Raw genomic sequence first — 22,701 nt, 5'->3', positions numbered from 1 at the left:
CCGTTGAAACACCTGTGTATTTGACCATAAAAAAACTCCAAGTTTACTCACTCCTCAATAGAATATGAGGGGGAAATAGAGTGACTAACTTGAAGGCGATGTTATACTGTCTCCATTAACAAATACAGGTCTTCTTCTTCACACCAAGCTTTCCTGCCTGCTCAACCTTGGCAATATAATCTACTGCCAGCGGTACTTTACATGCGGTTTGTCCCATTTGTACCTGAACCTTTCCAATGCTTGCAGCAATCTGCGTTGCCTCATCATGCAGTTCGGTTACGCTGCTGGCGGCGATAATTACAAACATATTCATCGTGTAACGAACTCGATTCCGTTCCTGATGAATGGTAGATTGTATTTGCTGTAGCAGCTTTCTGATCTCAGCGATGTCTAGCAGATCATCCGGCGTAACTGAAATGTAATTCCCATAAGTACTCCAGCCACAGGTGGCCACCATTTCATCCGATGAAGAAATCCATTCTCTTGCAAGTTCTAGTGCGTAAGGGCTCTCTGCAGCGACAGACGCTACCGTATATTCCGCTATTCCAGAGCAGTAAGCTGTCACTACCCAGCTTTGAAGCACTTCCTTCGTAAGCGTCTTGGGGTCAACTGTAAGCCCTGCCAAATACATCGCATCATAATTCCCCGTCTGATACAAAGCGCGAGCTAGACCTTGGTCTTTCTTCACATTCTTAACCAGCTTCTTCAAATCGCCTACCTTTACTCCGAATAAAGGCTCCTTAGCACCATGTCGTACGAAAGTACGCTTCGTTTGCTCTGTCCCCATTTCTTCAAGCTTACTCATCACTTCATTAATTGTCAGATTCATTAGAACACCTCTTATCCCTTCATCGCTTCTCTTAAAATGGGTTCACGACCTAGTGTTACTCTATTCTTGCCCGAATTCTTGGAACGATATAACGCTTCATCCGCTTCCCGATACAAATCTTCGAAAGTCACCTCTCTGCGCTCTGTAAAAGAAATTCCGATGCTAGCGGTAAGCTGAATGCTATCGTGTTCGTTCAAAATTATTTTATAATCACTCATCGTAGTGCGAAAATCCTCTGCTTCCATCAAGGCTGCACGTTTATCCTCAGCAAAAAAGCATACAGCAAACTCCTCGCCCCCGACTCTTCCGGCAATGCCTTTGTTTTGGTACACCTGAAGTATTTTATTCGAGAAATCAACTAATGCCTGATCTCCTGCTAAATGACCATAGGTATCATTAATTAACTTAAAATCATCGATATCAAATAACAACAGCGCCAGTCCTAGCCCGTCCGGAATCGTTTGATTTTGCACCATTTGCATAAAGTGCCTGCGATTATAAAGTCCCGTCAAATCATCTATCGTTGCTTGATAGACCAATTCACGTTCATACCGCTTCTTTTCACTATGGTCACTAAAAACAATTAGCATCCCCTTGTTCTCTGTTGCCTGATGTTCAGTCGCTATCAAGGAAACCCCATAACAAACCTCTCTTATTCCAGTACATACAATCTCAAACTGTCCTTCGGTCCTTTGACTATAATGAGCGCCAATGTCCTTGTGATGCCTCATAAAAAGATCAATATTTTTCCCCATCCAGGTCTCATTCGATATCCCGGTAATCTCAAACAAAATGGAGGTTGCAGCCTCATTTATACCAATAATATTATCATTCCGGTCTGTCAAAACTACGCCGTCTTTCATATGCTCCAGGATTTTAATTTTAGTTAAAGGATAGATCGTAGATTTGGAGTCAATGAATAAACACAAATAAGCCGCTATAATTGCGGGTAGATAAGTGAAGGCCGTAAAGCCTGTAAGCGCGATCTTCAACAAGGGAAGTAAAAAAACAGAAACGACCGGAACCAGTAACCCGACAAATAGTAAGAACGCACGTCGCAAAAAAGCTCTCGGTCTATTCATTAAGGAAACAGCTAGCAAGCAGACCGCATATAGACCAAATAGCTGATCATAAGCAATAAAAGCCATGCTAAGAAGCGTAGGCTTTACAGTAATTCCACTAACACCTGCAACAGTGGCCATGCCCACTTCACTACGCATTAGATGATGATAGGTATCCGTAAAAATAAGCAGTACGTCCAAAGCAATTGGAATCGAGAAAATAGCAAGTTTTACAGGTAGGCGTTCCGCGGAAGGAGACACATATTCTTTAACGACAGCATAAGTAAATAACGCACTTAAAAAAAGCGGAGCCTGCTGCATATTCTTCCACCACAGCTTAGCCTGAAAAGAGGATGACATGATCTCTCCCGCCGTCGCAATAAATATGAGGCTGACCAGCAGCATTAAGATCCATAAATAGCGTCTTCCTGCCGACTTTCGATGTCGATAGGAGCTGATGCCCATGTAAAAGCTTAGAACACTGCCCATTAATAAGTAATACGGATATCCTTGAATCCACGGCATGCCATATTTCTCCTATTTTTCAAGTCGCTCCTATCATTATATCCTAATCAATCCTACAAATGAATCAACAAATACCAGCACATCTGTACATCTTACGATTTGAACTTTACTCGATGGGAGAACATATACTTTCTGGCCAAGTCCTTAAATGCATCTTTATCTTGTACAGACTGAAAGTACCGTTTAGGGATAATCAGCGCTCGATTAGAAGACACAAAAAACACGAACAGGTTCATCGTTTCACCTATTTTATGTATCTCTTCCCATTTCACTTGCCCGGAACCTGCCTCAGATACGTACTTTATACCCTCATCTGATACGGAATAGCTCTGAGGCTGCTGGGCTAAACTGTCTGTTGCGAAGGCTTTTTTAGATTTTTTGGTCAAACTTGATTTGGTCATATACCATAAAACAGCGGCAAGAATCACAGCAGTCACAGCAAGGATTGAAATATTTTTAATACTGTAATCCTTAGTAATTAACAGCAAAATCACAAAATAAGCAACCACACTGAAAGAGCTAAGTATAATACGGCTATTCAAGCTGAACCATAGGTTAAACTCCTGAACGTCCTCACTCTTAAGGACGGTATCTACTTTTATTTCATTTTCCACTACTAATCGCTCCCCTGCCACTATCGAAATTTGTCAATTCCATTTCATTCTAACATGTCTGAACACAAAAAAGGGACATCCCTGAAGCGATCGCTTCTAAATGGGTTGTCCCTTTTTAATCCGTAAGGATTCTTATTTCTTTTGTGCAAGACGTTGTTTGAACTTGTCAACACGGCCGCCTTGTTCTGTATCTCTTTGTTTACCAGTGTAAAATGGGTGGGATGCGGAACTTGCGTCCACGCGGATAACAGGATAAGTGTTACCATCTTCCCATTCCATTGTTTCATTGGATGATTTTGTAGATGCACTCAAGAATTTGAAGCCTACGCTTGCATCCATGAAAATAACCTTGTTGTACTTTGGATGTATGCCTTCTCTCATTCTGATCGTCCTCCTTCTGAACAAATTAGTGGAGCCTTTATGGTAAATTAACCAAATGATCTGTAGGTTTATCTATAAGTATAACCTAATAAACGTAGGAAAATTCGTAAATCTTACGATTTAGACCACCACTCCATCATACGTGAAATCGACATGTAAAGTCAACTACTATCCGATATTCCTTATATTCCCTTACGTTCAACTGACTTATACATCATACTCCAGTTGTTTTTTAGCCTGAACAATAAAATCTAACGGGTTCTCAATAGTGCTGGATTGATATTCTACAGCACCTATTTTGAGACCGAGGCTAACTTTATACTTTTTGACAAATTCAGTGTCATTAAGCTCTTGAAGCTTCAATTTAATCCGCTCGATCACGATTTTTGCTCCATCGTTGTCGGTGAACAGCAGAAGGCCCCATGTTGCGTCATCTTTGTCCAGCAGATACAGTGCATCATTGGTACGAATGCTGGCCTGACTGAGCTGAGACACGTCATGAATGGCCTCAGCCAGCTTATCTTCGGGAATAATACGTCTAATCTCATTCCAGTATTTCACTTTCACTACAAGCAGTGTGAGTGGAATCTGATATCGAGTAGAAATGCCTGTAAATAAAGCGGCATCCTTCTGAAAAGAAATACTGTTACGCAGATCTGTGTTCTCGTCGATGATGGCCATATTGGCAGTCTTATTCTCCAAACGCTGATTCTCAGCCTGCAGCTCACGATTGCTTAGTGTAAATATCCACAGTACCACTGTTAACAATGGGGTCATAATTAGCCAGAAGTAAGTATTCAGTCCAATTGTCTCTCCCAAAGATATCGTCTGATACATCGTGTAGAAGCCATAAGCAAATATAAACACCAGGTTCAAGACCAACCCTGCAGTCACCGTTGTAAAATAAGTAACAATCGCCAGAATAAAAGCCACATTTAAAATAATAATATTCTGGATATAATCATCGGGTGCCCCTGAAATGAAGACAATACAAATAAAAAGAAGCACCAGGAACGATAAGAGAGCGATATCCGAAACTAAACCGCTGCGATTACGTCTCACGCTTATCACCACGTTTCTTCATATGTTTACGAAGCAGCAGGATCAGCGATAGAATCACCAGTGTCAGCACCAGCACAATTACGATAATGAAACTCAGCACGTCCGTTCGTTCCGCTATTTTTTTAACCACGGAATCCTCTGCTGCTCCAGTAATGATCTTGAAACGGTGCGCATTGACATTACCGTCCTTATCAACGATTACCCCATCGCCAAACACCTTCCATTTATCCCGCTCTGTTGCGATCAACTTCGACGCCAAATAGTACTCTTCAGAGTGGGCTCCCGTAACAGCAAGCAACCCCCGTCCCGCTTCAAATGGCGATTCAATCAGCTGCAGTGTACCGATTTGAGCACCGTAATGATCTTCAATACTCATCTTCTCATTGGAGCGAATCGCTGTTCCGTTCCCGTTATATTGAAAATAGAGCTTATCATTATGATCACGGATGATCTTATTATTCTTATACGTACCTATGGCGATAACATTATTATTCTTCAAATGATCAGCGCTAATGTTATCCGTGTAGAACTGAATGTTGCCTATATTTCCGCTAGCGTATTTTCCCAGTAGATTAAATACATTAGCTAAACTCAAATATGAATAATCATCCATTTCTTGTGGTAGAACGACTGCTACTTGATTGTAAAGTCCGTCGCGTATGAACGGATACGGATAGTTATTAAACAAAAGATCCGTACGATCCTTAGTATTAAGACGCATTACAGAATCTTTGCTGATATACGCCCAAGGCATTTGTTGCTTATCTAAAGTACATTCGGCTCCCTTCAGCTCCAAATCAAAGGCTACATTTACCGTGAAATTACCCGAAATATTCAAGCTTTGGGGAACTGGAAGATCCAGCTTATCGCCATTCGCCAGCTCTTTGGTCAGCTTCTTGCTGCCAATGGGTGTGTTGTTGATGCTGACAGTCACTAATGAACGGTCGAAATCTAAATTCTGTGCATAACGGAAATCCAATCTGATTCTGCCTGAATCTGCAATCGAGCGGTTAGAGGGCAATGCAACAAAGTATGTCTGCTCCTGATGACGTGCCCCAGTGAGTTTATCACCCGTTTCTGTAAGCGTAATATTGGAGCTAATCGAAAGGGGGGGTGCAGATACTTCTGTAGCATCATCGACCACCTTTAAATCACTGCTGATTTGACCCAATAACTCTTCATTCGCAACAAAACGGCCTGCTTTAATCAGTAAGTTCTCATCCTTCGAGGTTACGACTAGTGTGGGCTGAGTATCCTTATTCACTAACTGCAGCAGTGCATGTGTACTTAAATCTTCAGAGGTGCTTAACTGAGCCTTAAGCCCAGTTGGTACTCGGTCATACATAGCTACCAGTACAACCGCAGCTTTATTCTTCACCGTATCTGACCGGTAGGGAAGCATTGGAATCGTTCTATTGTCCAATGTATTCCCCTTCACAAGTCCGGAGAGCGCATAAGTAGCCGACTCCAGTTCTGCCCCTGTGCTTTTATCCGGTACGGTCAGAACACTATAATTCTTCGTTAAGGTATCAACGCCAGAGAAGCGCTCGCTAAAGTCACTAATCCCTCCAGTCAAGGGCTTTGGCGTATACATCACGCCAATACTGGATGTATTAAACAGATGCAGCCAATTATCAAAATCATAATCGACAGAACAAGATTGTTCATCTGTATAGTTCGACTGCAAATAGCCCTGAATTCCAAGCGTATTGGTTCCTTTTTTTAGAAACCCTTTAGGTGCCTGAAGGACCAGCTGTTGTTCGCCATTATCTTTTAGAGAGGGTCTAAATGTATAGAATGGGCTGCCATTTAGTGTTAAGGTAACGCTAGAAATCTGCTCCTTGGTAATTTGCGAAATTTGAAAGTGCAGGTTAATTCTGATCTCATCCACATTCCAATAATCCATGACCTCAAAATATTGCTGCTGGGCACTCGAACCTTTTAACGCAGTATCTGTTCCTGTAAAAGAGGTTGTGTAGGTTAATCTAGTATCCTGAGGCGGAGCCTCGGCGGCTGCAACATTCAATTGAATTAGAAAAAGAGAGAGGCAGGTTAACAGTATAACCATTTGTTTTTTCATCATCATGTTCTGTTTCTCCTGTGATCACATATTTCTCACATTACTTCTTTGTTCTTTATTAATAGCGTTCAGTCTTATACCACTTTGCTTCTCTTTTGAAGATGAGGTCTTTGACATAAAGATATAGTCCGTAGGCGGCGACAACCATCCACAGCTGACAATAAGAGACGTACATCAACATTACGATCCATAAATTGGAGAAGCTCATCTCGCCCTTCTCTGTCGTCAACGTTATGAAAGTACCTACAACGAACAGAATGATGGCGAGCAGCCAGAGGAAATTGCTAAGCCCAGCAATGGTAGTATGTACATAGCCCAAAGCATGCAGGATGAGCAGCACATCCGAGGTGATTAACGACATCAGCAATAAGAAGTAAATGGCTAGAAAATAAAGAATATCGAATCGGACTTTTGCGGCGGATTTATCGAACAGCAGGGGGATATTTTTGACAATGACATAAATGTTGCCCTTAGCCCAGCGCGTTCGCTGCTTGAACCAGACTTTTAAAGTCTGTGGCTCTTGCTCCCATGTGACCGATTTCGGCTGGAACTTGATCCGATAACCCATCATATATATTCTGAAGCTGATTTCTGTATCTTCGGCTATCGCTTTAACATCCCAGCCACCGATACTTTCTACGATAGACCTGCGCATAATAAAATTAGTGCCGGGAATGGTGCATAACTTGAACAGCTTCCAGCGTCCCGCTTGCGCCATCCATTGAAAGGACAACGTCTCAATATTAATAAACCGGGTAAGTAGGCTTGCGTTACGGTTACGGGTTCTAAACTTACCGATTACTGCGCCTAGGCTAGAGTCATTCATGATCTCAGCGACCAGATAACGTAAAGCCGTTTTTTCAGGAGTGTTGTCTGCATCATAAATCGCAATTAACTGCCCTTTGCAATGGGTGAAGCCTATATTCAGCGCATTCGATTTCCCCTTGCCACCCGTAATCGCATCCGTATTAATGACGATCAGCTGCCGCCCCGGATTTCGGTTTTGGATACCGGCCAGCAGTTCAGCACTGTTATCAGAGGAATTATCATTAATCACAATAATCTCATATCGATCTTCCGGATAATCAAGCGCTAGCAGAGACTCTACCGTCTTACAGATTACTACCCCCTCATTGTGAGCAGGAACCATAATTGAAACCAAAGGATATTCGCCCTCTATCTCTGGTATGTCCTCATTTTCAGATTTAATGTAATATAAATAGCCTGCGATAATGAGGGTCACATTCACCAGTAATAGAGACCAGATACAGATCACTGCAATTACCATCAGTATGTCTGAAATCGTCATAGGATCCTCCAAATCACGATTAGTTGTCTCATTTCAAATACTTTTTCCTATACAATCGGTATCCGATGATCATTAATCCGCCAAATAGCAACAGAGAAATCATTATTGCAACTATAAAGAACTGATTCTGTATATTAAAAAGCGTCGTAAAGCTCTTCTTCTGCTCTTCTGTATACCGATAATCGCTATTCACTGTTTCTGGCGTATAATTCAGACTCAGGGGTTGTCCATTAATAGAAATCACTCCTTCTGATGAAGTGATCGTATTGACGTCTGTAACAACCTCATGCCTTTCTTGTTTATAATCTGCAAAAGAAACCCAGTATTGTTCCAGCATCTTCAGCATTTCCTCAAGTTCTTCCTTATCCTTAGGCATATCCACAGTGATTACCGTGTCCATCGGCAGTTCTGGCATCACATTATTGGATGTTTGCAGATCCTGCAAAAAATCAATCGGCACACTATATAAAGAGGATGGAAAGGACTTGGAGGTGTCGCTCTGCTCCATATAATCAACGTTTTCATCCGGATACAGTATCACAGAATCGAAAAACCCCATCCCCGCCTCCGAGTATTCCTTGTCATACGCCCAGTGCATTTGTGCTCCGATTCCAAGCGGCCCAATCTTGTTGTGCACCAGCAGATTAATGAACGCGTTCATCTTTACCTGAAGTGAATGATCCATATTACTAGTACTCGTTGAATGCATCGCAATAGGGGCATTGACCAGAATGCTGCCATTATTCGATTGCACTCTTTTGATGGCTACCAAATAACGCTGCATTGCTGGATAATCGGTATTGCTGAACACTGGCCGCACACTTGCGAGAAAAGGAATCCCCACTTGATACAGCCGCTCCGCAGTCTCTGTCAGCAGTCCCAGATCAGAGAAGGGATAGATCTCTTTGATCGCAAGATACACTTTAGGCGTTGCGTTGATATGAAGCCAATCCTTCAGAACATACCCCATCGCCAGTGCACTGACATTCCCTTGTTCAAAATACGGAACATAAGCAGCATCCTCTTTACTCACAGCATAAGGTGCTTGCAGGCTATCATCCTGGAAGATCAGCTTTCCAAGGGACTGGGTTCCCTGACTTCCGGCTATATAGAGCATATCCTGTACCTGAAGTGAAATTCCCGAGAACTGTCCGATCTTGAGATCTGGATTCGCGTCATACATGACATCTGTGGTTAACTGAAGTTTCTTTGTCAGCGAGGCTGGAGGACTGTACCCGATGTGCAAATACTGTCCCTGATAATGCTCCCAATCCTCTACATAAAATTTATTAGTAATCAAAATATCCGCTGCATTACGGACCATAATCACTTTAGAGTAATGATTCAGCATCCCTTGTTCATATTGATCCAGACTCCTAAGTGTGACCTTCATGGAATAGGCCGCCAGCAGTCGCTGGAGTTCAGTCACGTTGCCTTCCTTCGTTGTCCCCTTAGCGAGGCTGTCGTAGAGTAGTAGGACCTGCTGTGGCGAAGCAGCAGATTGGACAGGTGTGACGGGAATCAGAAGGGCTGTTAGAGTCAACGTCAGTAGCAATATTCCGTTTAAAACTCCTCTGATGCTCACACACTCACATCCTTTTGAGGCTTTGTATACAGGCTAGAAGGGGTGCTCTTGCTAACCTGCTTAACCCGATTGCTGTTTTTAGAAACTCTACGCCCAATCACACTGGATAGGGTCAGAAAAGTGACTAAATCAAAGGATAATGTAAATAAGAACTCATGCTTGGAAATATCGGCATCGCCTGCCCCGATAATCGATACAAAAATACCTGAAAGCCCAATGCCAATCGAAGCGACAATCAATACCATTCGCTGCATACCTCTGAAGTCACGGGACTTAATCGCTTTTACAAAGGAAGGCATATAGAGACCGATGACAAGCACCATCCAGAGGAAGATGAACCCGAATGTTCGCGGGGCCAGCGTTTGTTTCAGTTGGCTGTATCCGGTGAAAAAGTGACTCTGTGCTCGAAACTCCTTACCAACAGAATGCTCGAAATTTCCCATAGCCGCAGGCTTAATCGAGAATGCACTTTGAGCAGCTACATTAAGAATCGAATTAAGCTGGTCAGGGTTCGTTAAATAATATTTAAGGATGGATACAAATCCATAACGACTGTAGAAATTCTCCTCGAGAAGTGGTGAATTCACGTCTATGGTCACGTATTTCTCATAGTGAATGCTGTTCTTCAGAATGGCGAATTGCTCGTCCATCCCTAACGCTTTTAAAGCGGCTTCTGGATCAGGTGATTCCTTCAGCACCCCTCGGGTCATGGCATGGAACTGGTTAATGTTTACGAACTCATTTGAGATATTCAAATACGTGAACACACCTGCAAACAGCATCAGAGCAAGAGACGCCATTGTCAGGATCCGAAATATCTTGTCTCTACGAATCCACAGCAGTGAACATGCCAGAACAGCAATGATCATACCCACTGGCGCATTCTGCTGCTTAGAAGTAGTCAGGATCAGCGTGCTAATTACGAACAAGGCCAGCATCGCGTAGTCATTGAATCTTTTTCGATATAACATCAGCCATGAAGCGAACATGAAGATCATCGTGATCATCACAACACTCTCGCCGTAAAAGGAGTTAAAATAAGCCGTATACCCGGTATCTCCGAATATAAAAATAGCAATACCTGCAATAATGAATCCCTTTTTTCGGGACATCCTCCATGTAATAGCCTCTATTAATAAGTAAATTGCGATTACATAAAGAATCGTATAAATCGCCGCTTGAAAGCGGATGTCGAATACCTCACTACTGAAGAACAACTTGTTAAGTCCTATAGCCAGCTTGATAAATAAGGACTGAGAGGAAAATAACATTGCACCATTCTCATTAAAATATTGAAAGATCCCATATTGCTTCACAAAATAACCAAAGTACTGACTATCATAATCCGGCAGATTGAAATAGAGTCCATTACTATAAATGCTACGGAAAAAGTCACCGTTATCCGCCACTCCGACATACGGAGCTGTGAACAGCGCGATGATGGTAATAAGCAGCACTCCAAATGCAGCAACAAATGCAGGAGAAACCGATAAATTAGCAAGTGATATCCCCTGCCTTAGAGGTGTTTTCACCGTGTTGTCCATCATGCAGGTTCACCTTCAATACAATAAGTTTAAGTTAATAGACATAGGCCAGTAATGCCATCAGGTTGTCAAAAGAATAAGCTTGGCCGCTAGCGACATCACCGAATCCTCCGTACAGTGGGCTATCCACATCTGTTACTCTGAACTCGTTCATTCTTTCAATGCTTTTATGGTGGAGAGATTCATCGCCGATTTCTGCGCCGATCATAGCCGTAATGGCATAAATGGCTGTGGAGCGGATATCGTTCAGCGGCTTACCTTCTCTCGAATATTGCCCATACAACGTTCCAGCTTCGACCTGTTGCTTGATAAAATCAATGCTGGTGGCTTTCTGCTGGCCCACCTCAGCTAAGGCTAGAATGGATAAAAGCGACTCTACTGTATTGATGTTTTCCGAACTATATTTTCCGCTCTCATAATTAAACCGTGTCTCATAAAAGGGGAATTCATCCGATAAATATCCGTTTTCCAATATTACGTTCAAATCATTCGTCAGTTTCTTACTAAATTGGCTAGGAATCGACATTTTTCGCAAAGTGCCCAAATTAATATAACACAAAGTGACGAATGTGTTTGTTGAAGAATATTCCATATCGTAGAAATCATAAAGTTTTCCGTCTTTTACATTATAATCATATAATCTTTCGCCATATTTATCCGCTTCAGCTGTATAACGTTTATCGCCGAACTTCTCCCCCGCCTCATAAAGAGCTTGAATCATACGCAAATCATCAACGGCAGCATTCAAGGGGTATAGCTTCTGCTGTTTAGGACTGTAACGGTAGCTGAAACCACTGTTGATATCAAAAGTTTGCTTAGCCAGTTGCCATTGTTCTGCAAATCTCTCTTGTTGGCCGCTACGCACAGCTGCCAGCATCCGGAGAGATGCCGATTCACTCAGAACTTCGTGTCCACTCGCCGCTTCCGCCGACTGATCTGTTTCAATAAAATTAGTATACACACCGTACTCACCTGTGAGTTTCGAGGTAATAAACTGCTCTAAGTTAGTTACTTCCTGCGTCTGGATTACCTTAGTATCATTTTCCGAATCTACTGGAGCTGGAGAATTAGTATGAACACTATTGGACGGATTCGATACTGCCGTTTTTTCGCATGCCGTTAACCCTATAATGCCTGCAAATATCGCTAGTGCAGCAATAATTATTTTCCTCAAGTGATCACCTCCTTTTAATATTCTCCTATTCAGCTTACTGCCTAGTATTATCTATAACGGTAATATACAACAAAATGTTAAATCAAACTGTGAGCGTTATGTATCTATCCTTAGACAAAAAAGAGATATCCTTACGCCTTTGGCGAGCGGGATATCCCCTCTGTATCAGTTATTTATTCATTCATACGTTCCCAAAAACGATGGGCAGTAATTGCCGCGACAAGGCTGGCAGCGAACACCTCTCCGCCATCTCCAATGATTACACCCGAACTTCTTCTATGCTCGGCCGTTTCAAGTAGTTTAGCATTTTCAGTAGTCACCGCGATGGGCTTAAAGTGAGAATAGGCTTGGTTCAGGAATTGCGCTGTATCTTTATGGAATTTCTTAAGTTCCGAATTTCCACCAGCTGCATAAATTGCATCAAAGAGCACCGAATCTGTCGTGGATAAGGTATGAATCACTTCAAGCTCTGTCCCCTTCGAGCCTTTAATAAATCCAAGCTTATCACTGATTATTTCCGGCTGGATCCCGGCTCTCATAAGCGTATCCAGAACAGGCATCACCAAGTCATCATCAAATCTGTCGCCTATAATCACACCTATTTTACGTGTGTTTGGGTGCTTCTTCGTATTTGCCTGACTTAGTGCCGGGGAGATTTGAGCCACCTCGGAACCGCCCGTTTTCGGTGGCGTCGCCCCAATAGCTTCTGCTACAGGCACAGCAAGCTCTAACGTAACGTTCGTGAGCATATCTACAACCTGCTGCCGGACAGACTTACTCTTTACCTTCCCGAGCTCGAATGAATAGGCTTCAATAATATGCGTTTTTTCTGGAGCACTCATGCTGTTCCAGAACAGCTTGGCTTGTGAAAAATGGTCTTCAAAGCTTTTGCTCCGGCTACGCACCTTACGGCCCTCAACCTTCTCCTGATAATGTACATAACCACCTTCAGCCTCTGTTGCAGGTGCAGGCGTATTGTTAGCAAGCGAATTATTGTGATAGCTCACTGAACCCTGATTAATCGTCTGCCGTCCATACCCGTCACGCTGATTGTTGTGGAAAGGACATACCGGTCTATTGATCGGCAACTCATGGAAGTTAGGACCGCCAAGCCGAATTAGCTGAGTATCCGTATATGAGAACAACCTGCCCTGAAGCAGTGGATCATTGGTGAAATCGATGCCTGGAACCACATGTCCAGGGTGGAAAGCTACCTGCTCCGTTTCGGCGAAGACATTATCCACGTTGCGGTTCAAGGTCATTTTCCCAACAATCTGTACAGGTACATCTTCCTCTGGCCAGAGCTTTGTAGGATCCAGCACGTCAAAATCAAACTTAAATTCATCTTCTTCACTTAGAAGCTGAATGCCCAATTCGTATTCCGGAAAGTTGCCGGCTTCAATCGATTCCCATAAATCACGACGATGAAAGTCAGGGTCCGCTCCTGATATTTTCTGAGCTTCGTCCCACACTAAAGAGTGTACACCGAGCACTGGTTTCCAGTGGAATTTAACAAAATGGGCTTTTCCTTGCTCATTAATCAACCTGAAAGTATGCACCCCAAACCCTTCCATCATTCTGAAGCTACGTGGAATAGCGCGGTCCGACATCAGCCACATTGCCATATGGGCCGATTCTTGGTTATTGGCTATGAAATCCCAAAAGGTATCGTGAGCCGATGCGGCCTGAGGCATTTCATTGTGCGGCTCAGGCTTAAGCGCATGTACTAAATCTGGGAACTTGATCGCATCCTGAATAAAAAAGACGGGCATATTATTTCCGACTAAATCGTAATTCCCTTCCTCTGTATAGAATTTGGTAGAGAATCCGCGGGCATCCCGCACCGTCTCGGCTGATCCCCGTGATCCGGCTACCGTCGAGAATCGGACAAATACCGGTGTCTTCACAGAGGGATCTTGAAGGAATTTCGCCTTTGTATATTCTTTCAGTGATTTATATACTTCAAACTCACCATGAGCAGCAAATCCACGTGCATGCACGATTCGCTCAGGGATTCGCTCATGATCGAAATGCGTCATTTTTTCCCGGAAATGAAAATCTTCCAGTAAGGTTGGGCCCCGATCACCCGCTTTTAAGGAGAACTCGTCCTCTGATACTTTTAAACCCTGGTTCGTTGTTAAGGTGTGACCTTCATCCTTACTGCGAAACTGTTCCAGTTGCTCATTCTTGCTTTTTCCGTTCACTTTTTGATGTTCACTCATTAACAATGGCTCCTTCCAAAGGTAAAGTAAATATTATCATGTATCTCTTACCCTTTAGGAAAGTTTGGCAAACAAAAAAAGGCGGAATTCCGCGAAGCCATAGCTCCCGAAAATCCGCCTATTCCATCTAATTCTGACCTAACCCTTGATCCTACGATACGTCGCTTCATCGGAAACAACATACAATCTAGCATCCTTAGGAATAGCCTGATCCAGCTTTCGATTGATACTTAGATCGCTACGATCCGCCAATAAGGTTGCACCTTGCAGAAGCAGGCTCTGAAACGCGTCCCCATAAGTCTTCCACGTAGTATTCACTGGAATCTCATAAATATCATCACCATATTTACGGCTCAGCAGCTGCGTTATCACCTCAGAGTTGCCCTCTTGCAGTGCAGAACGAACAGCCAGTCTGGAGATGGCATCATGCGAAAGAACGAACTCGTTTACTTGGACATGCCTGAAATTCTGAATATTCTTCTCTTGCATTATTTCTACAGTCGTATGTACTTGTGGTGCAATGCGCTCAATGCTAGAGGCAATTAACAAAGATTTGCCGTCGATCAGCGATGCTTCATCAATCCTTGTGTCCCCGAACACAATGGCTGCTCTTGCTTCATGGATGTTAGCCTTAAGAAGAATCTCATCACTGGAGGCATCGCCACTTATAAAGTGAACTTGATCCATATGCTCCAGAGGATGACTTCCTGTCTCATCAATGATGACAATGTGGCATTTCGGCGAATAGCATAGAATCTCCTCTACGGCAGCTTGTGCTTTCTTACTCCAATTAATCAGAATCACATGATCCTTTCCCCGAAAGCTCAACGTTCCCGCTCCTCTCCTTCTCTGCACCTCCGCTATGGAGTCAATGACCTTACCAATAACCAAGCTGAGGAGGCCGATACCAAAGATATATAGAAACATGGTAAACAGCTTTCCAACTACGGTCTCTGCAAAATAATCTCCATATCCTACGGTCGCCATCGTTGTCATGACCCAATAAAATGCATTAAACCAACTGTGAAACGTACCCGGCTCGATCAGGTAAGCAATCGACGCACTAAGAACTATAAAGATCAGAATGATTAGCCCTATCGTCCGTTTACGTAACCGCATCATCTTGGTGGAAATTCTCAGAAACAGATGCATCTGCCCACCCCTTCTTCACATCAAGCAAAATGACTCCGGCGTCCTTTAAGGACAGTAAGCGTTTATGCGAGAAATATAGGCTGCCACTCGACGGATGGATCGGGGCAACCTTTGTCTTTATCCTATTTCAAGTTGAAACTAAACAATCAAACTGCTAATCGCAAATGCAGTCCCAATAAACACCAAGCAAAGCATAGTGCCTACAGCCACATTCCCTTTCTCCAGATGCTCTGAAATCTTAAAGGTTGGGGTTGCCAATTCAAAGATCCAATAAGCCGCTATCAAGCACACATAACCTACCGCAAACCAAATGATCATGTGCAAAATGGAGGTATTCGTATACGCCGCTACGCCAATAATAATAGCCGTTGCCAGAAACTTGCCGCCTAAAGCCAAAGCTACAGCCACATTGCCTTTCTTCAGCTCCTCCATATCTTTAAACGGAGTCATTAAACCAAAGATCACCATGCCTAACACTTGCAAAAGAATAATCACAAACACACTCACTACCAAATTAACCACCATCGTCACTTCGCCCACCCCCGAAATTTCGCATAAGCCGAATCATAGTCGGCAAAATCATGTACTTCCTCAAGGACTACGGAAGCGGTTTTCTTTTTCTCTAATGCGGTATAGCGTTCATCATCAATCGGCTGCTTAATCCGATTTCCTGAAGGGAGCTCAAGCACCGCAAAGTTTCTTGTCTTATCCTTATACTTAGTCTTGTATACTCCTACAAGATCAACATCAGTGGTTACCGATACTTTAAGATTGGTAAGATCCTCTGCTGCCGTTTTTTCATCTGCATAAGACTTAATCGTGCTCCATGAAGACAGGCGAACTTCATTCTTCTGATCAGCATCCGTGATTAACTCGGCGTCCATGAACTGAAGTGTCCAAATTTTATCGCCAGTAGCATAATTCCCATCATTCGGGAGCAGTTCATTATCCGGCAAAACCGTCATGTCACTCCCAATTAAATCCCCTACGGTACTCTCTACCACCCGGTAGTCCCACGGTACCCGTGCTACACTATCTGAAGTTTGAGCTGTTCCTGAATCAAATACACTGCCCTGATTACTGGAACATGCGCTTAGCAACAGTACCGTCAAAAGCATCATACATAAGACTCCGATTCGGGCTTTCTTGCTCTTATCCAATTATCTCACTCCCAACGCAATAAAATGACTGGCATTGCCTGTAATCAATCCGCCCGCTCGGCCGAGCATACCACAAGGCTTCCCGTTAATCACGAACATGCCTGTCAGCAGATGAAATTCACCCTCTGATGTCGTTATCCGTGCTAAATCAGCTCTTTTTTGATACACAGTGGGGAAGAGCTGACTACTGTCATAACCGTCTTCATCTTCAAGCTCTAGCGCACCGCTATCATCAAACATGCGCACCGAACCCCCTTCACGGCCAAAAACAGATTTGGACACAAAGTTCCCTGAGAATACAGGCTTATTATAAGTAGGCAAAATATAGCGCGAGATCGTCTCTCGCTCTTCCTTGTCGAATAGCAGGCCCAGCTCATACATTCCCCACACCGCTGCAACCAGCCCCTTGGATTGGAGCAATATACTGTGAGGACCATTAAAGAGCTGAAGATTCCCTTGCTCTACCGCATAGGCGAGGGCATCACCGCCTTCATCCACAGCCATCCACTCTTTAGGATATAGAGCGAACATCCGCTCGATCACACGGTCCTCCCCATCCTTGAGAATTCCGTTGTCGACCCACAGATCAAGACAATCCACACACTGGATATCGAGACCACTGTGCTTCACTAATGCTTCTATCGTACCTGAATCTTCAAGATGAGATCCATAAGCCACACAAGCTGCGGTATCCGGACGTTCTACCTGCCAAGCTGCCGCAACTTGTGCCTTCATCCCTTGATTTGGACTCTGCATTCCAGCTTGCTCACAGATCCATGGTGTAGCTATCGAGGCTTCCACATAACCTGTTGGGGTATCCGCATTCAGTTCGAGCAGCTTAATCGTCCCATCATGGGCTATGGCAAAGTCAAATCTGGCATACCGACTAATGAATCCTTCTTCTGGCATAGGACACCCGTCAAGCATCTCCCAAAGTACAGGGGGAATCCCAAGCAGTTCATACAAATCGCGCTTTAGATGAACATAGCGAACCGCTTTATCGAGAATGGCCCAGAGTTTTGATGAGGCTTCTTCAAGCTCCTTATAAGTGTCCCTTTGCATTAGAGCAATTGCATCCAACCAGTACTCTTCATCCTCAAGATCAGCCCAAGTGAACCCGAGTTCATATAACGCTTTGACCCGTGGACCTCTTTCAAGCTCAGACTGATCTAGAATTTCAAATACACTCTGCTGCTCACTCATCCGCCAAAACCACTCTTACTTGAGCCTGATCTCGAAGAGGACTTCGAGCCTGAGCTAGATTTAGAGTTCTTCGAAGAGTTTAATCCGCTGGAAGTGCCACCGATTCCATTTTTTGAGGAAGAGCCTCTTCTCGTAATAGAGCCTGTGGAGGAAGTCGATGTTTTGGGCTTTACAACAGAACCGGGAACCTTCTTATTCTGGAATTTCTCACTGCTATAGGTAGGCGGCTTATAAGTTGTTCTCGTGCCTCCATAATAAGTTGGACGGTCCTTAGACCATCCTCTGGAAGAGTAATTGCCACCACTGTTAAACAGCATGTGATATAGCAGCAAGTCATCCCAACCAAAACCTGAATGATATCCACCATAGTTATTCACTACCGTCGTTCCATTATTGGTTACAACACCTTGGCCTTCCTGTTCTACCTCTTGTGTACCTTCCGGATATGGAATATTCCAATCCACATTTTTGTCAAAATAGGCTTTAACCTCTTCGGTAGACCAGGACACTAGCTGTGGTTCATCTCCAGAAGTATTTGCACTAGCCCCTGCGCCGCCAGGAATAAACATAGCATTCGCTAACAAAGCTATGCCTAGCGAAGTAGATAATACTCGAATGGGCTTACCATCAGAAGTGAATAATTTGGATACCGCTAATTCCTTATCCTTTTCATCTTTAGACATCGTAAGGTTCTCCTTCCCTTATCTCAATCATTCGTTGTGCATTGGAACAAGTAAAAGCTCCAGCTTGCCTTCATCTACGTTCAGCCGTCCTTCAACCGTTTCATATTCAACACTGCCAACCACAATATAATTGACATGCTCTAACGCTGCGATCATATTCATGCTCCACGTGCGTTCCTCAATGACTCGCAGCCCGCCTTCCGGCATTTTTTCAAATAAGATTACATTCATCCCATTGTCCATTATTACCATTCCTTCCTTAGTTCTGCTATAGCATCTGATACGTCTTTATTACCTTTTCGTTTCAGTTCTAGGCGTGCATAGACTGCCCAACCTTTCTCTTGGCGTTAGAACGTCTATATAAAAGAAGAATTCCTAACGAACACAAGCAAACGAGGAGCAACACGCCGTATACATGCTGATATGCTTTTGCAGGGGAGATATCACGCTGCGCATGCAGCAAAAGCCCGCAGACTGCAACAGATACAGAGCCTCCGAAGAATTGAACCAGTTGTAAAAGTCCCATACCAGAACCAATCCAAGTCCTTGGAAGAACTATAGAAGTTTCATTGTTTAAGGATGCCATCGTAGCTGAGAAAGCGGGAGAGAAGCATAGATAACCTAGCAGCAGTACTACAGGTGATACAGAAAGATTCAGGGCAAACACAGCCATAACGGCTGCAAGTATACAATGTCCAATCACTAAGAAGCGTATATTACCGTACCGATCAATAAAACGTCCCACATAACGGGTCAGAAATGCAGATAATAGCGCTCCCGGTGCGATATACAAACCAATCATCAGCGCTGATTTATCGAACAGATTAGCGAGCGCAAGCGGCATCAGGAACAAGTTCCCTAGGTTCAGCACCAGAATACAAAAGCCTACGGCAACCAGTTTCAAGTAACCCGGCATGGTAAGCAGCTGCGGATTAATGAATGATTCCTTGGCCTTCTTCAGATGTACGGCATGCACGATAATAGACACTACACCCACCGCAAGCCATACAAGCGACTGGGTAGTTACAGCTACCAGTAAACTTGCAGCATTTACAACGGTCAGCGCCGCCCCCAGGATGTCAAAGCTTGCAGGCTGTGGCTGTTCCTTAGGCAATAACCGCAGCAATACCGGCAGCACGATAAGCACAAGGCAAGTTATGCCGAACAATCCGTTCCAGCCAAAGTACTGGCTGATGACACCTCCCACAATAGGACCCAAACCAAAGGCCATTGCACTACCCGCCGAGATCATCGCAATAGCAGCACCGCGTCTTTCAATCGGAACATAGCGACTGGCGAGTACAAGCCCCAATCCAGCCATAGATCCGGCGCCCGCAGATTGTAGGATTCTTGTAATCAATAGCATATTAAAGTCATGTGCGAACAATCCAAACACTGATGCTGTCCCAAGCGTAATTAAGCCAATGGTCAAGAGCTTGCGAATCGGCACCAAGTCTGATAACCGGCTATAAATAACCGTCGACAACGCATATCCAATCGAATAGCTGGAAATGACCCATGAGCCTAGGTCAGCAGAAATTTGGAGATCCTGAATAATGGTTGGAAGCGATACATTAAACATCGTTGTGTTCATCACTACAATAAAGAGGCACATCGTCCATAATGGCATGACAATTTTATCATTCATTCCTACTTTCTCATTCATTCCTACTCCATCCCTGTCCTAATTTATCTATACATGCTCAACTAATTTTATGCCTATAAAAAGAGGTTGGCAATTAGAAGAGGAAATTACTTGCGCCACATCAATCCACATACCAGTTCGAACAGCTCTATATAGTTGCGTGGATTTTTACCCGTCAATGTATGAATGCGGTTAAGTCGGTAATTCAGTGTATTTCGGTGAATATTCAACTTCTGTACCGTTCGATTATGATCTCCATTCTCCGCAATAAATACTTGCAGTGTTTCAATCAGACCCGTCTTGTCTCCCGACTGATCCAGAAGAGCATAAATCGTCCCTGGCCGCTCATCCCCTTCATAGGATAAGTGTATTAGAAACCTCAATTCTGCATAGGTATATAGTTTTTTGAGTGGATCGACTCTACTGCCAATATGAATGGCCGCCTGTGCCTGTTCCAACGAATAAGCGGCTAACTCCTCTGCCTCGCCAGAGCCGATCCGTCTCACATCACCGCAAGCACTAAGCTTTCCTATCAGCTCTTTATAGAGAAATCCATCTGTGATGAAAAAAACAGCCTTGTCGTTCTCCAAATTCCAGTAATGCGGATAGGATCTAAAAACGCTTCTGAACTCCTTCCCATTCACGTCTCCATCTACCAGGATGGCCCAGCATTTCTTCTTCAGATCAAGCCCATAGCTACTCGCCCGTTCTAGAAATTCAAGATCATACGCCTCTTTACGATAAGACAATTCATGATAAAATTTCACACGCTTTACTCTGTCATCCTGTTCCTGCTTATTCCTTGCTTCCTGCTCTATAAGTAATATGGTAGTAACTCTGACCAGCTTGCTAAACGGTCTAACCTCATCCGGATGTCCCGTAATGCCTACCACACCCAAAACTTTACGGTCTATAATAATGGGTTCATTCACCCCTGGCTTCATTCCAATGCCGTCCTCGTATACCTCAAAGACATGCCCACTTTGAATGGCTATTCTCGCTCCCTCATGTAAGGTCCCAACCCGTTTTAGATCTCCACTCCCTACAATAAAGCCGTTCTCATCCATAACATTAATGTTATAAGGAACTACACTCATCATTTCCTGTGCGATTTGTCCTGCGAGTGATTTGGATATCTTCATGTCTGCCCCTCCTGTTCCTGTATATTCTACTCAGAAAGCTTCTACCTTAAAAATAAACAAGAAGAAACGGTTGTCGTCCTTAAAAGACGATAACCGTTTCTCGTAGGAATAATAAGGATGATGTAATATCTCCGTCGCTTTTTATAATGATCAACCTTGGTTCAGTGCGACTAGCCGGGCCACGTTCTCAGCGGATCTTTCCAGATTCTCCTGCCCTTTCTTCAGGGCATCCTCCAATGAAGCCGCACCTGGCATAATGCCAAAAATAGCATCGATTCCTTTATCATACAGCACTTCTGTCTGATCGCCGATCCGTCCCGCGAAGGCTAGCACGGGTTTATTATATTTCTTAGCGACCTGGGCAACGCCTAACGGTGTCTTGCCATATTGAGTCTGGAAGTCGATGCTTCCTTCCCCGGTCCACACCATATCAGCCTGTTGCACCTTTTCTTCAAGTCCGGTGTAGTCAATGACAAGCTCAATGCCCTTTTTTAACACTCCGTTTAAAAACACTACCAGCCCTCCACCAAGTCCACCGGCTGCACCAGCTCCAGGCATATCCATAATATCGTTTCCAAGCTGTTCCTTGATGACACTCGCATAATGCTGAAGATTACTGTCGAGCTGTTTGATCATCTCTGAAGTAGCACCCTTTTGCGGACCAAATACATTAGAAGCTCCGGTCGGACCACATAATGGATTCGTAACATCACAGGCCACTTCAACCTGCACATCCTTCAGGCGAGGGTCAAATTCACTCAAATCGATCCTTGCTAATCTGCCAAGCTCACCGCCGCCAAATATCAGTTCATCCCCTTCTTCGTCCAGAAGTCTGCCGCCTAGCGCTTGAACCAACCCGGCACCTCCATCATTGGTGGCACTACCTCCGATACCTATTAGCAGTTTGCTGACACCACGGTCCAGACAGGCTTTGATTAATTGTCCTGTTCCGTAAGTTGTTGTAATCAAAGGGTTACGTTCCTCAGGGGATACCAGCTGAATGCCGCTCGCGCTGGCCATTTCCAGTACGCCTGTCAATCCATCACCTGTAATTCCGTAGGATGCGCTAACTTCATTGCCAAGAGGGCCTTTAACTTTAGTAGTATATACGGTGCCCTCGGTTGCATCGACTAAGGACTGCATCGTTCCTTCGCCGCCATCCGCCATAGGTACATGAATACAATTTATATTAGAATTCACTTTATGAATGCCTCTTTCCATGGCTTCACAAGCTTCTTTAGCTGTCATACTTTCTTTGAAAGAATCCGGTGCCAGAACGATAACCAGGTCTTTTTTCATAGAATATCTGTCCCTTCTAGTTAGAGATATT

At 43.9% G+C, this 22,701-nt stretch carries 20 protein-coding genes; all 20 read right to left on the bottom strand.

Features of this window, described 5'->3' with window-relative positions:
- Window positions 1-115 precede the first annotated feature (115 nt).
- Window positions 116-823 carry a DNA alkylation repair protein gene (locus ACFWMP_RS21860; protein ID WP_379424817.1) on the bottom strand — a complete coding sequence of 236 codons (708 nt, stop codon included), beginning with the start codon at window positions 821-823 and terminating at the stop codon, window positions 116-118.
- 17 nt (window positions 824-840) lie between these two features.
- Window positions 841-2,415: a sensor domain-containing diguanylate cyclase gene (locus ACFWMP_RS21855; RefSeq protein WP_379424693.1), complete on the bottom strand. Its 1,575-nt coding sequence runs from the start codon at window positions 2,413-2,415 to the stop codon at window positions 841-843.
- A gap of 92 nt (window positions 2,416-2,507) precedes the next feature.
- Window positions 2,508-3,029 carry a YcxB family protein gene (locus ACFWMP_RS21850; RefSeq protein WP_042192757.1) on the bottom strand — a complete coding sequence of 174 codons (522 nt, stop codon included), beginning with the start codon at window positions 3,027-3,029 and terminating at the stop codon, window positions 2,508-2,510.
- A 132-nt stretch (window positions 3,030-3,161) separates the two neighbouring features.
- Window positions 3,162-3,410 carry a type B 50S ribosomal protein L31 gene (locus ACFWMP_RS21845; protein ID WP_042131530.1) on the bottom strand — a complete coding sequence of 83 codons (249 nt, stop codon included), beginning with the start codon at window positions 3,408-3,410 and terminating at the stop codon, window positions 3,162-3,164.
- Window positions 3,411-3,617: 207 nt separating this feature from the next.
- On the bottom strand, window positions 3,618-4,472 hold the full coding sequence (locus ACFWMP_RS21840; RefSeq protein ID WP_042192759.1) for a diguanylate cyclase domain-containing protein: 855 nt from the start codon (window positions 4,470-4,472) through the stop codon (window positions 3,618-3,620).
- Window positions 4,462-6,558, bottom strand: a complete 2,097-nt coding sequence (locus ACFWMP_RS21835; RefSeq protein WP_339243937.1) for a cellulose biosynthesis cyclic di-GMP-binding regulatory protein BcsB — start codon at window positions 6,556-6,558, stop codon at window positions 4,462-4,464. Before ACFWMP_RS21835 ends, ACFWMP_RS21840 begins: the two co-directional genes overlap by 11 nt.
- Window positions 6,559-6,610: 52 nt before the next feature.
- Window positions 6,611-7,861: a glycosyltransferase family 2 protein gene (locus ACFWMP_RS21830; RefSeq protein ID WP_042192761.1), complete on the bottom strand. Its 1,251-nt coding sequence runs from the start codon at window positions 7,859-7,861 to the stop codon at window positions 6,611-6,613.
- A 28-nt stretch (window positions 7,862-7,889) separates the two neighbouring features.
- Window positions 7,890-9,446: a hypothetical protein gene (locus ACFWMP_RS21825; protein WP_339243940.1), complete on the bottom strand. Its 1,557-nt coding sequence runs from the start codon at window positions 9,444-9,446 to the stop codon at window positions 7,890-7,892.
- A complete protein-coding gene (wsfD, locus tag ACFWMP_RS21820; RefSeq protein WP_379424692.1) occupies window positions 9,443-10,993 on the bottom strand; it encodes a glycan biosynthesis hexose transferase WsfD in 1,551 nt (516 codons plus the stop codon). The genes ACFWMP_RS21825 and wsfD overlap by 4 nt, the downstream gene beginning before the upstream one ends.
- A gap of 31 nt (window positions 10,994-11,024) precedes the next feature.
- Window positions 11,025-12,164: a glycosyl hydrolase family 8 gene (locus tag ACFWMP_RS21815; protein WP_379424691.1), complete on the bottom strand. Its 1,140-nt coding sequence runs from the start codon at window positions 12,162-12,164 to the stop codon at window positions 11,025-11,027.
- Between the two features lie 173 nt (window positions 12,165-12,337).
- On the bottom strand, window positions 12,338-14,386 hold the full coding sequence (locus ACFWMP_RS21810; protein WP_379424690.1) for a catalase: 2,049 nt from the start codon (window positions 14,384-14,386) through the stop codon (window positions 12,338-12,340).
- A 138-nt stretch (window positions 14,387-14,524) separates the two neighbouring features.
- Window positions 14,525-15,538: a potassium channel family protein gene (locus ACFWMP_RS21805; protein ID WP_379424689.1), complete on the bottom strand. Its 1,014-nt coding sequence runs from the start codon at window positions 15,536-15,538 to the stop codon at window positions 14,525-14,527.
- 138 nt (window positions 15,539-15,676) lie between these two features.
- Window positions 15,677-16,069 carry a DUF350 domain-containing protein gene (locus tag ACFWMP_RS21800; protein WP_042192771.1) on the bottom strand — a complete coding sequence of 131 codons (393 nt, stop codon included), beginning with the start codon at window positions 16,067-16,069 and terminating at the stop codon, window positions 15,677-15,679.
- Window positions 16,066-16,659: a hypothetical protein gene (locus ACFWMP_RS21795; protein ID WP_179085796.1), complete on the bottom strand. Its 594-nt coding sequence runs from the start codon at window positions 16,657-16,659 to the stop codon at window positions 16,066-16,068. The genes ACFWMP_RS21800 and ACFWMP_RS21795 overlap by 4 nt, the downstream gene beginning before the upstream one ends.
- Window positions 16,660-16,698: 39 nt before the next feature.
- A complete protein-coding gene (locus ACFWMP_RS21790) occupies window positions 16,699-17,901 on the bottom strand; it encodes a glutathionylspermidine synthase family protein (protein WP_042192775.1) in 1,203 nt (400 codons plus the stop codon).
- The gene (locus tag ACFWMP_RS21785) at window positions 17,898-18,584 is read right to left on the bottom strand and encodes a hypothetical protein (protein WP_042192777.1); all 687 of its coding nucleotides are present in this window, start codon (window positions 18,582-18,584) and stop codon (window positions 17,898-17,900) included. The genes ACFWMP_RS21790 and ACFWMP_RS21785 overlap by 4 nt, the downstream gene beginning before the upstream one ends.
- Before the next feature lie 27 nt (window positions 18,585-18,611).
- On the bottom strand, window positions 18,612-18,827 hold the full coding sequence (locus ACFWMP_RS21780; RefSeq protein WP_042192779.1) for a hypothetical protein: 216 nt from the start codon (window positions 18,825-18,827) through the stop codon (window positions 18,612-18,614).
- A gap of 67 nt (window positions 18,828-18,894) precedes the next feature.
- Window positions 18,895-20,250 carry an MFS transporter gene (locus tag ACFWMP_RS21775; protein WP_231573360.1) on the bottom strand — a complete coding sequence of 452 codons (1,356 nt, stop codon included), beginning with the start codon at window positions 20,248-20,250 and terminating at the stop codon, window positions 18,895-18,897.
- 86 nt (window positions 20,251-20,336) lie between these two features.
- Entirely contained in the window at window positions 20,337-21,371 is a 1,035-nt protein-coding gene (locus ACFWMP_RS21770; RefSeq protein ID WP_042192781.1) for a CdaR family transcriptional regulator, read from the bottom strand.
- Window positions 21,372-21,521: 150 nt separating this feature from the next.
- Complete coding sequence (locus tag ACFWMP_RS21765) at window positions 21,522-22,670, bottom strand: glycerate kinase family protein (RefSeq protein ID WP_042192783.1); 1,149 nt, start codon at window positions 22,668-22,670, stop codon at window positions 21,522-21,524.
- Window positions 22,671-22,701 lie beyond the last annotated feature (31 nt).

This window comes from Paenibacillus sp. NPDC058367 (assembly GCF_042723305.1).
Taxonomy (GTDB): Bacteria; Bacillota; Bacilli; order Paenibacillales; family Paenibacillaceae; genus Paenibacillus_AQ.
The sequence above is the reverse complement of the archived record's forward strand: the minus strand, read 5'-3'. Positions and strand labels throughout refer to the sequence as shown.

What these genes read in the sequence shown, in the direction of transcription:
- ACFWMP_RS21855 (WP_379424693.1), bottom strand. Translation starts at nt 2,415, where the DNA reads ATGCCGTGGATTCAAGGATATCCGTATTACTTATTAATGGGCAGTGTT.
- ACFWMP_RS21845 (WP_042131530.1), bottom strand. Translation starts at nt 3,410, where the DNA reads ATGAGAGAAGGCATACATCCAAAGTACAACAAGGTTATTTTCATGGAT.
- ACFWMP_RS21835 (WP_339243937.1), bottom strand. Translation starts at nt 6,558, where the DNA reads ATGATGATGAAAAAACAAATGGTTATACTGTTAACCTGCCTCTCTCTT.
- ACFWMP_RS21830 (WP_042192761.1), bottom strand. Translation starts at nt 7,861, where the DNA reads ATGACGATTTCAGACATACTGATGGTAATTGCAGTGATCTGTATCTGG.
- wsfD (WP_379424692.1), bottom strand. Translation starts at nt 10,993, where the DNA reads ATGATGGACAACACGGTGAAAACACCTCTAAGGCAGGGGATATCACTT.
- ACFWMP_RS21810 (WP_379424690.1), bottom strand. Translation starts at nt 14,386, where the DNA reads ATGAGTGAACATCAAAAAGTGAACGGAAAAAGCAAGAATGAGCAACTG.
- ACFWMP_RS21805 (WP_379424689.1), bottom strand. Translation starts at nt 15,538, where the DNA reads ATGCATCTGTTTCTGAGAATTTCCACCAAGATGATGCGGTTACGTAAA.
- ACFWMP_RS21795 (WP_179085796.1), bottom strand. Translation starts at nt 16,659, where the DNA reads ATGATGCTTTTGACGGTACTGTTGCTAAGCGCATGTTCCAGTAATCAG.
- ACFWMP_RS21790 (WP_042192775.1), bottom strand. Translation starts at nt 17,901, where the DNA reads ATGAGTGAGCAGCAGAGTGTATTTGAAATTCTAGATCAGTCTGAGCTT.
- ACFWMP_RS21785 (WP_042192777.1), bottom strand. Translation starts at nt 18,584, where the DNA reads ATGTCTAAAGATGAAAAGGATAAGGAATTAGCGGTATCCAAATTATTC.
- ACFWMP_RS21780 (WP_042192779.1), bottom strand. Translation starts at nt 18,827, where the DNA reads ATGGACAATGGGATGAATGTAATCTTATTTGAAAAAATGCCGGAAGGC.
- ACFWMP_RS21775 (WP_231573360.1), bottom strand. Translation starts at nt 20,250, where the DNA reads ATGAATGAGAAAGTAGGAATGAATGATAAAATTGTCATGCCATTATGG.
- ACFWMP_RS21770 (WP_042192781.1), bottom strand. Translation starts at nt 21,371, where the DNA reads ATGAAGATATCCAAATCACTCGCAGGACAAATCGCACAGGAAATGATG.
- ACFWMP_RS21765 (WP_042192783.1), bottom strand. Translation starts at nt 22,670, where the DNA reads ATGAAAAAAGACCTGGTTATCGTTCTGGCACCGGATTCTTTCAAAGAA.